Origin of the sequence: Curtobacterium sp. MCSS17_015 (assembly GCF_003234265.2) — a bacterium.
In the GTDB taxonomy this organism is placed as follows: Bacteria; Actinomycetota; Actinomycetes; order Actinomycetales; family Microbacteriaceae; genus Curtobacterium.
Genome location: NZ_CP126256.1, coordinates 664,179 through 677,641, shown reverse-complemented (window position 1 = coordinate 677,641; position 13,463 = coordinate 664,179). Strand labels below are relative to the sequence as shown.

Annotated in this window: 13 protein-coding genes; 9 read left to right on the top strand and 4 right to left on the bottom strand. The window is 72.0% G+C overall.

Annotated features, from left to right (window positions below):
- Positions 1-30: 30 nt before the first annotated feature.
- The 3 genes from DEJ18_RS03185 (at position 31) to DEJ18_RS03175 (ending at position 3,868) form a co-directional block, all read left to right on the top strand.
- Complete coding sequence (locus tag DEJ18_RS03185) at positions 31-924, top strand: hypothetical protein (protein WP_111209521.1); 894 nt, start codon at positions 31-33, stop codon at positions 922-924.
- A gap of 127 nt (positions 925-1,051) precedes the next feature.
- Complete coding sequence (locus DEJ18_RS03180; protein WP_111209520.1) at positions 1,052-3,496, top strand: MDR family MFS transporter; 2,445 nt, start codon at positions 1,052-1,054, stop codon at positions 3,494-3,496.
- 87 nt (positions 3,497-3,583) lie between these two features.
- Positions 3,584-3,868, top strand: coding sequence for a GNAT family N-acetyltransferase (locus DEJ18_RS03175; protein ID WP_111081726.1), 285 nt, complete (start codon positions 3,584-3,586; stop codon positions 3,866-3,868).
- A 118-nt stretch (positions 3,869-3,986) separates the two neighbouring features.
- On the opposite strand, the gene DEJ18_RS03170 is transcribed toward DEJ18_RS03175, so the two are convergent.
- Together DEJ18_RS03170 and lplAB are read right to left on the bottom strand one after the other, a co-directional pair.
- Entirely contained in the window at positions 3,987-4,316 is a 330-nt protein-coding gene (locus DEJ18_RS03170; protein ID WP_111209519.1) for a hypothetical protein, read from the bottom strand.
- Positions 4,317-4,484: 168 nt separating this feature from the next.
- Positions 4,485-5,534: a lipoate-protein ligase LplAB gene (lplAB, locus tag DEJ18_RS03165; protein ID WP_111081728.1), complete on the bottom strand. Its 1,050-nt coding sequence runs from the start codon at positions 5,532-5,534 to the stop codon at positions 4,485-4,487.
- A 417-nt stretch (positions 5,535-5,951) separates the two neighbouring features.
- Between lplAB and DEJ18_RS03160 the strand changes: the two genes are divergently transcribed.
- Positions 5,952-7,163, top strand: coding sequence for an alpha/beta hydrolase (locus DEJ18_RS03160; protein WP_181434110.1), 1,212 nt, complete (start codon positions 5,952-5,954; stop codon positions 7,161-7,163).
- Positions 7,164-7,196: 33 nt separating this feature from the next.
- Here the strand turns inward: DEJ18_RS03160 and DEJ18_RS03155 are convergent, their stop codons facing one another.
- Positions 7,197-8,069 carry an alpha/beta hydrolase gene (locus tag DEJ18_RS03155; RefSeq protein ID WP_258376834.1) on the bottom strand — a complete coding sequence of 291 codons (873 nt, stop codon included), beginning with the start codon at positions 8,067-8,069 and terminating at the stop codon, positions 7,197-7,199.
- Positions 8,070-8,147: 78 nt separating this feature from the next.
- On the opposite strand from DEJ18_RS03155, the gene DEJ18_RS03150 reads away from it, so the two are divergent.
- The 3 genes from DEJ18_RS03150 to DEJ18_RS03140 all read left to right on the top strand — a co-directional run bounded on the left by DEJ18_RS03150 (position 8,148) and on the right by DEJ18_RS03140 (position 10,603).
- Positions 8,148-9,290 carry an inorganic phosphate transporter gene (locus DEJ18_RS03150; protein WP_111209515.1) on the top strand — a complete coding sequence of 381 codons (1,143 nt, stop codon included), beginning with the start codon at positions 8,148-8,150 and terminating at the stop codon, positions 9,288-9,290.
- Between the two features lie 11 nt (positions 9,291-9,301).
- Complete coding sequence (locus tag DEJ18_RS03145) at positions 9,302-9,571, top strand: hypothetical protein (protein ID WP_111081732.1); 270 nt, start codon at positions 9,302-9,304, stop codon at positions 9,569-9,571.
- Positions 9,572-9,661: 90 nt separating this feature from the next.
- On the top strand, positions 9,662-10,603 hold the full coding sequence (locus DEJ18_RS03140; RefSeq protein WP_111209514.1) for an acetamidase/formamidase family protein: 942 nt from the start codon (positions 9,662-9,664) through the stop codon (positions 10,601-10,603).
- Positions 10,604-10,771: 168 nt separating this feature from the next.
- Here the strand turns inward: DEJ18_RS03140 and DEJ18_RS03135 are convergent, their stop codons facing one another.
- Positions 10,772-11,524 carry an SDR family NAD(P)-dependent oxidoreductase gene (locus DEJ18_RS03135; RefSeq protein WP_111209513.1) on the bottom strand — a complete coding sequence of 251 codons (753 nt, stop codon included), beginning with the start codon at positions 11,522-11,524 and terminating at the stop codon, positions 10,772-10,774.
- Between the two features lie 139 nt (positions 11,525-11,663).
- Here DEJ18_RS03135 and DEJ18_RS03130 point away from each other — a divergent pair, with 139 nt between their 5' ends.
- Both DEJ18_RS03130 and DEJ18_RS03125 read left to right on the top strand, forming a co-directional pair.
- A complete protein-coding gene (locus DEJ18_RS03130; protein WP_258376833.1) occupies positions 11,664-12,128 on the top strand; it encodes a MarR family winged helix-turn-helix transcriptional regulator in 465 nt (154 codons plus the stop codon).
- The gene (locus DEJ18_RS03125; protein WP_111209512.1) at positions 12,125-13,459 is read left to right on the top strand and encodes an MFS transporter; all 1,335 of its coding nucleotides are present in this window, start codon (positions 12,125-12,127) and stop codon (positions 13,457-13,459) included. The genes DEJ18_RS03130 and DEJ18_RS03125 overlap by 4 nt, the downstream gene beginning before the upstream one ends.
- Positions 13,460-13,463 lie beyond the last annotated feature (4 nt).

The following is a 13,463-nucleotide window of genomic DNA, read 5'->3' as shown; positions in this document are numbered from 1 at the left end:
CCCCGGACGTTCCGTGCCAGGCTGGGCCACATGCCGTGGTTCGGACGCAGGAAGCCGGCGGGTGACGCACCGTCGCTCGTCGTGCTCGCGCAGCGGACCCTGGCCGAGCGGGGCGTCGAGACGACCGTCGACGGTCCCGCGGACGACCCGGGTCGCGCACGGCTCCTCGGCAGCGACGGCCAGGTGTACCTGCTCGCGAACCTCGCCGTGCAGGTGCGCGGTGAGAACGAGGTCCGCCGCGCGGCACTCGTCGCGGCGCACTTCGACCGGATGCTGCAGGCGCACCGCGAGCCGCCGCCCGAGGAACTCGGTGCCGACGAGCTCCGCGACCGGATCCGGCTGCGACTCATGGCCGACGACGGCGCGGACCCGACCGACCTCACCTACGCACGGCCGTTCGCGCCCGGACTCGTGCTCGGCCTCTGCGTGGACTACCCGACGATGGTCAGCACGCTCTCCACCGCCACCCTGCCGAAGCTCGCGCTCGGCAGTGACGAGCTGTGGGCGATGGGCCGGTTCAACACGGACGCCGAGCCGGTCGACGCGAACGCCGAGATCGCACCCGGCGTGCACATCGTCGAGGGCGAGTCGCTGTTCACCGCGTCGAAGGCCGTGAACCTGCCGGCGTTGTTCGGTGCAGCGCCGTTCGGCACCGTGTTCGCGGTCCCGCACCGCCACCTGCTGCTCGCCGTCCCGCTCCGCGACGTCGACAGCGTGCAGGCGATCCAGACGCTCGCCGGGCTCCTGGTGCGGGTCCTCGGCGACCGCGAGGCCGGCCTCCCCGGCGGAGTGCTCTGCCCCGACCTGCTGTTCTCCCGCCACGGTCACGTCTCCCCCGTCTCGGCCTACGACCAGGACACCGGCGAGCTCCGCATCGAGGTCGACGAGCGCTTCCAGGAGGCCCTCGAGCAGGCGGTCGCCTGAGCGCAGGTCCGCCGCGCGTCGCCCTGTGGACGGCTGCCGATGTCCACAGGAACGCGTTCCCGGGCCGCGGCGCTGCTGCGGCGGTTGTAACTTTGCACGCAGCGCAAAGTCCTCGGGAGTCCCGCACATGACACAGACCGCGACCGCACCCGCGGCCCCCTCGACGTCGTCCGACGTCGTGATGAACCACCGTCAGATCCTGCTCGTGATCTACGGCCTGATGGCCGGCATGTTCCTCGGTGCCCTCGACCAGACGATCGTCGGCACCGCCATCCGCACCATCGGCGACGACCTGCACGGGCTCGACCAGCAGGCGTGGGTGACGACCGGGTACCTCATCGCCTCGACGATCACGACGCCGATCTACGGCAAGCTCTCCGACCTGTTCGGCCGGCGACCGCTGTTCATCACGGCCATCGGCATCTTCATCATCGGCTCGCTCGCCGCGTCGTTCTCGACGTCGATGCTCATGCTCGCCGGGTTCCGCGCGCTGCAGGGCCTCGGCGCGGGCGGTCTGATGTCGCTGCCGCTCGCGATCATGGGCGACATGCTCGCCCCGCGTGAGCGCGCCAAGTACCAGGGGTACTTCCTCGCCGTCTTCGGCATCTCGTCGGTCATCGGTCCCCTGGTGGGCGGGGTCTTCGCGGGAGCGGACGACCTGCTCTTCATCACCGGGTGGCGCTGGGTCTTCCTGATCAACGTCCCGATCGGCATCATCGCGCTGTTCATGGTGCTGACGTTCCTGCACCTGCCGAAGTTCGGCGAGCGCCGGAAGCCGCGCATCGACTGGTGGGGCGCGACCCTCGTCATCGTGACCCTCGTACCGCTGCTGCTCATCGCCGAGCAGGGTCGCGAGTGGGGCTGGGACTCCCCCGGTGCCTTCGCCTGCTACGGCATCGGCGTGCTCGGTCTGATCGCGTTCGTCATCGTCGAGCGGGCGATGGGCGACGACGCGATCCTGCCGCTCAAGCTGTTCGGCTCGCACGTGTTCTCGATGGCGGCCGTGCTCTCCGTGCTCATCGGCTTCGGCATGTTCGGCGCGATGCTGACCATCCCGCTGTACCTGCAGATCGTCAAGGGCGTCACCCCGACCGAGTCCGGCTTCGCGATGCTGCCGATGGTCCTCGGCCTGATGATCTCGTCGATCGCGTCGGGGCAGATCGTGTCCCGCACCGGCAAGTACCGGATCTTCCCGGTCACCGGTACCGCCTTCACCGCCGTCGGCTACACCGTCCTGACGTTCCTCACCGCGGACCGGCCGCTCTGGTTCCTGATGACGGGCATGTTCCTCATCGGCCTCGGGCTCGGGCAGCTCATGCAGACCCTGACCCTCGCGGCGCAGAACTCGGTCTCCCCGCGGGATATCGGCGTCGCCACGAGTGCCGCCACGTTCTTCCGCCAGATCGGCGGCACGATGGGCACCGCGGTGCTGCTGTCCGTGCTGTTCAGCCTGATGCCGACGAACATCACCGGCGCCCTGCAGAACGAGACCGACCTGAAGAGCGCCCTGAACGCAGCCCTGGACCCCGCGGTGGCGAACGCCGAGGCGAACAAGGGCGTGATGGACCAGATCTGGGATCCGATCGTCACCCCGATCAAGGAGAACGTCCAGGACGGTCTCGACCGGGGCGCTGTGCGGGCGAAGCAGGCAGCCGACCAGGCCGTGACGAAGCAGGTCACCGCGGCCGTGCAGCAGCAGGTCGACGCGGGCACGATCCCTGCAGCGGCGGCCGACACACTCATCGCCCAGCAGGTCGCCGACGCGAAGGGCGACGCCGAGCAGAAGGCGCTGCAGACCGCCGCGGCCGAGGCGGGCGCCGAGGTCGTCGACGGCACCCTGCAGGTCGACTACTCGAACGCCGCGCAGCGACGAGACATCGTCGACACGGTGGCGCCGAAGCTCGTCGACCAGTTGCGCGACGGCACGGGCGGCACCTCGGCGAGCACGTCGTCCACCAACGACACGTCCTTCCTCAACGGAGCCGACGAGCGCCTGAGCCGTCCGTTCCTGGTCGGGTTCAGCGACTCCGCGGTCACGGTGTACTGGGTCGGCCTCGCGGTCATCCTGCTGGCCTTCGTCCTCACCTGGTTCTTCAGGGTGCCGCCGCTCCGCAAGACGTCGGCGCTGCAGGAGCAGGCCGACGCCGCCCGGAAGAGCGCGGACGCCGACCGTCTGACGGTCGACGCCCAGCAGGCCGCAGCGGGGGCCGGGTCGCTCGTCTCCCCGGACACCGGGTCGACGGCGGTCGTGCCGACCTCGCCCGACGTCGCCGCGGAGCCGCGCTCGGCGCGGGCGGCCAGCGGTGCGGATGTCCCGGTCCTGCCCCGGCAGCGGACGGGAGGCCCGACCGCCTCCGACGAGTCGGCCACCGCACGCCCCGCGGACGGCACCAGGGCGTCCCGGCCGGAGGCGACCACGCACGGCGCGCACGCGGCGTCGAGCCCGGTGGACGAGCCTCCGACGGTGACCGGAGCGATCCGGACGCAGCACGGCGCCCACGCTGCCGGCTCGACCCCGGTCCCGCCCGCCGGGCACGACGACCACCAGCACGGTCGCCACAGCGCCGAGTAGCCCCGCAACACGCACCGTGACGGCGGCGTTCCCGGGTCGGCGCCGTCTCTCCGACAGCTCCGGGGCGGCCGGGGTACCGTCCGGACCATGAGTCTCGAAGTCCGCAACGACACCGACCTGAACCAGTACTCCCTCGTCGAGGACGGCACCGTCATCGGCCTCGCCGCCTACGAGGTCGACGGCGACGAGATCCGCTTCGTGCACACCGAGGTCGACCCCGAGCACCGCGGTGGCGGACACGCGTCGATGCTCGTGCAGCAGGCGCTCGACGACGTCCGTGCGAACTCGGACCGTCGCGTCGTGCCGCAGTGCAGCTACGTCGCAGCCTGGGTCGAGCGACACCCGGACTACCAGGAGCTCACCGCCCGCTGACGGGCGCGCCCCGGACCTCCCGGCGCGGACCGCGGGTCCCGGGGGCGTCGAGCGGCGTTCCGCCCGACTTCCGCGGCGGGACCCGCTCCGCGGCGGGACCGCTCCGCGTCAGCGGCCGTCAGTACTGGCGGTGGTGCGTGCCGGCCCGGTGCGCGGCCGTCGAGTGCGCGCCGACCGACGGCACCCGGATGAGCACGGTCCCGCTGAGCAGGTCGTGGTCGTGGCGGGCCGGCGTCGGCGCCTCCCGCGGCAGCCGCACCTGTCGCTCGAACTCGGTCTGCGTCTCGTGCCGGGTCGGGGCGAACACCTCGTCCAGCATCCCGACCGCACCACCGGACCCGCCCCCGCGCGTGGACTTGTTCGACAGGTCGATCCAGCCCACGCGGTCGGCGATCCACATCACGACGACCGCAGCGGCCACCGCCCCCAGGAAGATCAACCAGTCCACGGCAGCGACGCTACGTGGCCGATCGACGGAGGACATCCGCCGCGCGGCTGATCCTCGCGATCCGCACCGACCGCGATCGCCGCGCCTCGCCCCCAGGGACACTCCGCACCGGCCGGACGCCGAGTCCTGTCCGCCAGGCCGGGTCTCGGCGCGTCCGCCGCGGCCCGCTCAGGGCACGCGCTCGAGCCACTCCCGCGTCGAGAACTTCGTGTCGACGAGTTCCTGCGCCCGCTGTCGCTCGGCTTCGGTGACGTGCCCCTCCGTCGCCCCGTACAGCTTCGTGAAGGTACCGATGAGCCGGTCGATGATCTCGGCACGCGTCAGGCCGGTCTGCGAGCGCAGTGGATCGACACGCTTCGCGGCGCTCGTCGTCCCCTTGTCGCTCATCTTCTCGCGGCCGATGCGGAGGACCTCGACCATCTTCTCGCCGTCCATGTCGTAGCTCATGGTGGCGTGGTGCAGGAGCGACCCGGTGCCGAGACGCTTCTGCGCGGCGCCGCCGATCTTGCCCTTGGTCGAGGTGATGTCGTTGAGCGGCTGGTAGTACGCCTCGATGCCGAGGGACTTGAGCGCCTCGATCACCCACTCGTCCAGGTAGGCGTACGAGTCGGCGAACGTCATGCCCTGCACGAGGTCGGTCGGCACGTACAGCGAGTACGAGATGATCGCGCCGGCGTCCATGAACATCGCTCCGCCGCCGGAGATCCGCCGGACGACCTGCACGCCGTACTTCTCGGCACCGGCGGGGTCGACCTCGTTCTTCAACGACTGGAACGACCCGATGACGACGGCTGGCTGGTCCCACTCCCAGATGCGCAGGGTGGGTCCGCGGCGTCCGGCCCCGACCTCCTCGGTCAGGACCTGGTCGAGCGCGAGGTGCTCGTTGGGGCTGACCGGCCCCTCGTGGACGACCTGCCACTCGTAGTCCCGCCACGACGACGCCCGCGAGAGCGCTCGACGCACCGCGACCCCGACGGACTCGGGGGTGAAACCGAGCAGGACGGCGTCCTCCGGCAGCGCGTGCCGGACGGCGGCGGCGATGCCGGCGGCGTCGGTGTCGGCACGCAGGCCGTCCACCGCCTGGTCGATGAGCGGGAGCGCGTCGTCCGGCTCGAGGAAGAAGTCACCGGCCAGCCGGAACTGGTCGATCTTGCCGTCGACGACCTCCAGGTCGACGACGACGAGCTTGCCTCCGGGGACCTTGTACTCACCGTGCATGCGGCCACCCTATTCCGGGAGGCCCGTGGCGGCCCCGCACCGGGCCTCCCGTCCGTCGGCGGGTGCCACCGGCACCTCGGCGGAGCACCTGAAAACGAACCGAGTTGCCGCCGCAGGTGCGCGGGCGTACCGTCAGTGGCACGCCTGGGGTGAGACCCCCCTCGACCCTCGGGCGTCGCCGCTCGATCCGTTCCCCCCAATGGGTCGAGTGGCCCGGCCCCGGTCTGTTCCCCCCAACAGGCCGGGGTCCTCTCGTTCACCGGCCGGTTCCCCACAGGCCCCCGGCTCGCCCGCCGTTTGCGAATAGGGTCGTCGCGTGGGCAGACAGGGCAGCGGCGGACCGGACAGCGGCAGATCGGACAGCGGCAGATCGGACAGCGGCAGACCGGACGGACGATGCACCGGCGGGGGCAGCGCATGGGCCTGATCGGCGTCGCGGCGCGTCTCGTGGCGGCCGCAGGGGTCGTGGGCCTCGCAGCGTCGACGACGGCGGGTGTGGTCGTCGCCCGCAAGGCCGTGCACCCGCGGCCGAAGCGGACCGTGCCCGTGCTCCAGGTGACCCCGACGACCGTCACGGTGCCGGCTGACGAGCAGACCCGGTGTCCCGGCGTGTACCGGGTCTACTTCGGCGACGACGAGCACAGCATCCTGCTCGGCGACGTCCTCACCGACGACGGCGACCGGGTCGGTCGCGCCGTGCTGGACGCCCCGGCGGTGCTGCCGGAGCAGGGCGACGAGTTGCTCTGGACCGGGTACCTCATCGACGACCCGGCAGCCGTGTCACCCGATGCCACCGAGGTCACGATCACGGCGCACGGCTCGGAGCATGCCGCCTGGTTCTTCCCGGTGCCCGGATCGACCACGTGGGCGATCCACGTGCACGGCATCCACTCCAGCCGGAGCGCCGTCCTCCGCGGTGTCCCCGACACCCTCGCCGCCGGCATGAGCTCGCTCGTGATCGGGTACCGCGGTGACGCCGAGGACGACCGTGGGCTGCCGGCGACCTTCGGCTCGACGGAGTGGCACGACCTCGACGCCGCGATGCGGTACGCCGTCGACCACGGCGCTGGACGACTCGTCCTGGTCGGGTGGTCCATGGGAGCGACGATCGCGATGCACGCGGCACGCGACTCGGCGCTGCGGGACCGCGTGGACGCGATGGTCCTGGTGTGCCCGGCCCTCGACTGGTTCACCGCGCTCCGGTGGGGTGCCGTGAAGGCGGGTTTCCCCGGGTTCCTCGGCGCGCTCGGAGCCGTCGCGCTCACGGTCCCCGGACTGTCCCGGCTCGCCGGCATGCGGGCGCCCATCCCGCTCCGACGGATGCGCCCGTCGCCACCAGCGGGGGTGCCACTGCTCCTCGTGCACAGCGTCGGCGACCGTGACGTGCCGGTCGACGCCTCCCGGCGCTTCGCCGCGGCAGCCGGCTCGGCGGCCACCCTGGTGGAGGTCGCGCCCTGCCCGCACGGCTCGGAGCTCAACCGGGACCCGGACCTGTTCCACGGTTCGGTGCGCCGGTTCCTGCAGGGGGTGGCGCCCCGGCCGGACGCCGCTGCTCCCGGACGCTACGAGGCGTCGTCGGCCGCGGCGACGCCGGCGGCGGCGGACGGGCCGGCCGAAGCGGCGTCCTGACGGTCCACCGCGGCCGGCCAGCCGGCCGACCGATCAGCGGAGCGCGACCGCCCGGTCGAGCCACGCGACGAGGTCCGCGACCACCTCGTCGCGGTTGGTCTCGTTGTAGACCTCGTGTCGGGCCTCCGCGTACACGCGGACCGTGACGTCGGACAGGCGTCCCCAGCGCCGGTACGCGCGGGCGAGGAGCTCGACGGACCGGGGCCCGCCCAGCGAGTCCTCGGACCCGACCTGCAGGAGCATCGGCAGGTCGTGCGGGATCCTGCGCCGCGGCAACCCGAGCAGTCGGAGGGTGTCCGGCAGCCCGAACAGACCGAGGACGTCGGCCTCCACCGCCAGCGGGTCGGTCCCGACCGCGTCGATGACCGCACGGTCACGCGTGAGCCACTCGTGCTTCGTCGGGCCGGAGGCCGCGTGCCGTCGGTTCAGGTCGCCGCCGTTCATGAAACCGGGCACCCGCAGCGCGCTCGCCGACAGGACGACTCCCGCGTACCGCTCCGACGAGGTGTTCACGATCCGCTGGGCCATCAGCGAGCCCCACGAGTGACCGAGCAGCACGACGGGCAGCCCCGGGTCGTCGGCCTTCGCGACGGCGGTCATCTGCTCGACGGCCGCGATGGCAGCCCGGAGCCCGCCGGGTCCCAGTCGGCCGAGCCGACCGTGGTCGCCGTCCCACTGCACCAGGCCCGTCCGGCCGTGGCCGCGGTGGTCGTTCGCGTGCACGGTCCAGCCCGCGCGCACGAGGTCCTGCGCGAGCGGCTCGTACCGGAGCCCGTGCTCCCCGACACCGTGCGCGATCTGCACGATGCCCTTCGGCGTACCCGCACGCCAGGTCGAGTAGACGATCTCGACACCGTGGGCGTCGGTGAACGAGGAGTCGCCTCGTGCGGCGGAGAAGGTGGGCACGGCGTCATCCTGGCAGACGCCGCACCTGTTCATCCGTCGTTCACGCGCACCGCTCGGCACGGGCCTAGCGTCTCGCGCATGGACGTCCTCGTCACCGTCGTGTTGGTGATCGTGGTGGCCCTCGTGTTCGACTTCACGAACGGGTTCCACGACACCGCGAACGCCATGGCCACCTCGGTGGCCACGGGTGCCCTCAAGCCCCGCACCGCCGTCCTGATCTCCGCAGTGCTCAACCTCGTCGGCGCGTTCCTCTCCACCGAGGTGGCGAAGACCGTGTCGCAGGGCCTCATCCGCGAGGGGCAGGACGGCATCCACATCACGCCGACGATGATCTTCGCGGGACTCGTCGGCGCCGTGCTCTGGAACCTGGCCACGTGGTACTTCGGGCTGCCGTCGTCGTCCACGCACGCGCTGTTCGGCGGGCTCATCGGCGCGTCGATCATCGGCGCCGGCCTGGACTCGGTCGACTGGGCCACGGTCGTCTCGAAGGTCGTGCTGCCGGCACTGCTGTCGCCGGTCATCGCCGGGGTGATCGCCCTCGTCGCGACCTACCTGGCGTACACGATCACGAAGAACGCGACCACGCACGGCGCCGCCACCGGCTTCCGACACGGTCAGACTGTCTCGGCGTCGCTGGTGTCGCTCGCGCACGGCACGAACGACGCGCAGAAGACGATGGGCGTCATCACCCTGACCCTCATCGCCGCGGGGTACCAGGGCTCCGGCACCGGTCCCGAACTCTGGGTGGTCCTGGCCTGCGGGCTCGCGATCGCCCTCGGCACGTACATGGGCGGGTGGCGGATCATGAAGACCGTCGGCAAGAAGATCTCCGACGTGCAGTCCCCGCAGGGTTTCGCGGCGGAGACGAGTTCGGCCGCGACGATCCTGGTCTCCTCACACCTGGGCTTCGCCCTCTCCACCACCCACGTCACGAGCGGCTCGGTCATCGGGTCGGGTCTCGGCAAGAAGCTCGCCGACGTGCACTGGGGCGTCGTGGGCCGGATCGTCGTCGCCTGGGTCATCACGCTGCCGTCCGCGGCGATCGTCGGTGGCCTGGCGACGTGGCTCGCGTCGACCTCGACGATCGGGCTGGTGGTCGTGGCGGTGCTCGCCCTCGTCGGCGGCCTGACCTTCTTCGTCCTGGCCCGCCGCAGGCCGATCGGTGCGGACGACGTCCGCGAGGGCAGCACGGAGCGCGAGCCCGTGTCCGCCGGGAACTGAGGGAGGACCCCATGGACATCGACTTCGGTGCCATCGCGACCGTCGCGGGAGTGGGCTTCGTCGCCGCCGTGACCGTCGTGCTGCTCTACACGCTCGGTCTCCGTCTGCTCGGGACCGGGCAGCCCACCGACGCCGGCGGCGAGCGCACCCAGTACGCCGAGGAGACGCCACGCTCCGGTTCCACGCCGAGGATCGCCTCCTTGGGTGCCGGCGTCTGCTTCGCACTGTGCGTCGCCGCCGTCCTGTACGGCATCTGGCTGACGATCCCGCAGTTCCACTGACGCCGGCGTCGTGCCGCGACGCCGGCGTCGTGCCGCGACGCCGGCGTCTCGTCTCGACGTCCCCGGAGCCGCGCCTGGGATGATCACCCGGTGACCCACCACCGCATCGAGACCACCGCGGACACCGCCGTCGACGTCCTCACCGCCGAGCGCCCTCCGGTGTTGACCGTCGCTCCGGGCGACACCGTCACGGTCCAGACCCTCAGCGCCGCCGGTTACACCGAACGCCTGCCGGCCCCGGGGGTCGAGGTGTCGACGCTCATCGCCTCCCGCCGGGGCCACTGCCTGCTCGGTCCGATCGCCGTGGCCGGGGCCCGTCCCGGTCAGGTCCTCGCGGTCCGCTTCGACGAGCTGGTACCGGACGACTGGGGCTACACCGGCTCCGGCGGCGTCGACACCCCGTTGAACCGTGCCCTCGGCCTGGCCGACCCGTCCACACGCGGGCCGCTCCTCTGGGACGTCGACCCGGCAGCGGGCACCGCGCACAACCAGCTCGGGCTCGGCGTGCGGACGGCCCCGTTCCTCGGCGTCGTCGGACTCCCGCCGGAGGCGACCGGCGAGCACTCGACGATCCCACCGCGACCCCTCGGTGGCGGCAACATCGACTGTCGCGAACTCGTCGTCGGCGCCACGCTGTACCTGCCGGTGACGGTCCCGGAGGCGCTGCTGTCGGTCGGCGACGGCCACGCGGCCCAGGGCGACGGCGAGGTCTCCGGCACCGCCGTCGAGTGCGGCATGACGACCACGATGACCCTGACCCTGCTCGACGAGGCACCGGTCGAGGGCATCCACGCCGACACCCCGGCGGGCCGCATCACGTTCGGGTTCGACGCGGACCTGAACGCCGCGACCGCGACCGCGCTCGACCGGATGGTCGACTGGATCGCCGGCTCCCACGACATCACGCGCGCCGAGGCGCTCGGCATGGCGAGCGTCGCCGTCAGCATGCGCGTCACCCAGGTCGCCAACCGCACCTGGGGCGTGCACGCACTGCTCCCGCACGACGCGATCCTCACGCGGTCGGCCCACTGACGCGGTCGCCGGGTGACGCGATGGCCGGGCTGACGCGGTCGGCCCACTGACGCGGGCGCCGGGTGACGCGGGCGCCGGGCTGACGGACGGGAGGCCCGGCGGACGTGAGCGCATCTGCTCACGTCCGCCGCGCCTCCCGTCCGGTCTCGGCGTCCCGCGGACCGCAGGTCAGTGCGCGGAGTAGCCGCCGTCGACCAGGTGGTAGCTGCCGCTGATGAACGACGCCTGGTCGCTGAGCAGGAAGAGGACGAGCGCGGCCACCTCGGCGTCGGTGCCGAGGCGCCCGGCGGCGTGCTGCACCTCGAGGCCGGCGAGCTCGTCGCTGCTCAGCGACGAGCGGACGAGCGGGGTGTCGATGAAGCCCGGGCCGACGGCGTTCGTGCGGACGCCCTTGGCGGTGTACTCGAGCGCGGCGACCTTGGTCAGACCCACGAGGGCGTGCTTCGACGCCACGTAGGCGGCGTTGTTGGCGATGCCGACCGAACCGAGGACCGACGACATGTTGACGATCGCGCCACCACCGGCCTCGAGGATCGCGGGGATCTCGTAGCGGAGGCCGTAGAAGACGCCGTCCAGGTCGACGGCACGGACGCGGTCCCACGCCTCGACGTCGTACTCGCCGATGGGCTGCGGGGCGGCGCCGATGCCGGCGTTGTTGACGGCGAGGTGCAGTGCGCCGTAGGTGTCGACGGCGAACCGGACGGCCCGCTCGTTGTCCGCGGCGATCGACGAGTTCGCGGAGACGGCGGCTGCGGTGCCGCCGGCCTGCTCGATCTCGGCGGCGACGCGCTCGGCGGCCTCCTGCTTGATGTCCGTGACGACGACCGAGGCGCCCGCTGCCGCGAGCTCCTTCGCGATCGACTCGCCGATGCCGCTGCCGCCACCGGTGACGATGGCGACCTTGCCCGCGAACCCGTTCATGCGTCCTGCTCCTCCCGCGCCTTCCGGCCCGTGTCCAATGGGCAACACGTGTTGTCCATGTCGTCCATGCTACGCCCGTCCGACGCAGCGAGGCAGCAACTGATTCGTTCGCTGAACTAATGAGCTAGGCTGACGAACCGTGACCGTCACCGACCCGCTGCGCACTCCCGCGCGTCGCCGTTCCGCTGCCGGTGCTCCGCTCGCGACCGACGTCCGCATCGCCGTCAACCGGCTGTCCCGGACGCTCCGCGCGCAGAAGTCCGACACGACCGTCAGCGACGCCCAGTTCTCCGCCCTCGCCCTGCTGCTCCGTGAGGGTGCCATGACCCTCGCCGACCTCAGCCGACACGAAGGTGTCACCCCGCCGTCGATGACGAAGACCGTCACGGCACTCATCGAGCGGGGCCTGATCACGAAGGACGGGCACGGTGACGACCGCCGCAAGGTGCTCCTGTGCCCCACCACGGCAGGCGAGGACCTGGTCGCCGAGACCCGGCAGCGCCGCGACGGCTGGCTCACCCCACGCCTCGCCGCCCTGACGCCCGCCGAGCGGAGGACGCTCGCCGCCGCCACCGACATCATGCGGAGGCTCGCTGCCCAGTGAGTGCCATGTTCCGGTCCCTCTCGGGACGCAACTACCGCATCTGGTTCGCCGGTGCCCTGGTGTCGAACATCGGCACCTGGATGCAGCGCACGGCGCAGGACTGGATCGTCCTCACCCAGCTGACCGACGACGACGCCGTCGCGGTGGGCGTGACGATGGCACTCCAGTTCGGGCCGCAGCTGCTGCTGCTCCCGTGGACCGGGTTGGTCGCCGACCGCTTCGACCGGCGCCGGATGCTCATGCTCACGCAGGGGTCGATGGGGCTGCTCGGCCTCGGGCTCGCCGTCATGGTGCTCACCGACACGGCGACGCTCTGGTCGCTGTACGGCTTCGCGCTCGCGCTCGGCGTCGTCGCCGCGTTCGACACCCCGGTCCGCCAGGCGTTCGTGTCGGACGTGGTGACGGGCGAGAACGTGTCGAACGCCGTCGCGCTGAACTCCGCGTCGTTCAACGCCGCCCGACTCGTCGGTCCCGCAGTGGCCGGGGTCCTCATCGCCGCGATCGGCTCCGGCTGGGTCTTCGTCATCAACGCGGGGTCGTTCCTGGCGGTCCTCGTCGCCCTGCGCTTCGTCGACCCGCAGCAGCTCGCCGAACGACCGCGGGCTGCGCGGGGCAAGGGGCAGCTCGTCGCCGGCTTCCGGTACGTGCGGACCAGGCCCGACATCGTGGTCGTGCTCGGCATGGTCTTCGTCGTCGGGACGTTCGGCGTGAACTTCCCGATCTTCACCTCGACCATGGCGCGGGTCGAGTTCGACCGGGGTGCCGGGGAGTTCGGGCTCCTCAACTCCGTGATGGCGGTCGGCTCGGTGCTCGGCGCCCTGCTCTCCGCCCGGCGCATGCGCACGCTCACCCTCGCCGCGGGCGGGTTCGGACTCGCCTGCACCGCGGCGGCCTTCGCCCCGACGTACTGGACCTTCGCGGTCCTGCTCGCGTTCGTCGGCCTGGCGTCCCTGACCTTCATGACCACGGCGAACGCCCTCGTGCAGACCACCACGACACCCGCCATGAGAGGCCGGGTGATGGCGCTCTACATGGCGATCTTCGTCGGCGGGACCCCCGTCGGTGCTCCGATCGTCGGCGCGGTCGCGGACGCCTGGGGGCCGCGGTGGGCGATCGGCGTCGGGGCGGCCTCCGGCTTCGTCGCGCTCGCGATCGCGCTCGTGTGGCTCGTCCGGTTCCAGCACGTCCGGCTCCGCTACGACGCCGACACCCGTCTGCACCTCGCCGTGACGCGGTCGCTACCCGTGGTCGGGTCACGGGCGGGACGGGCTGCGGTGCGCCGGGACCTCGAGCACGACGAGGTCGTGGCCGACCGGTCCAGCGGCGTCTGACGTT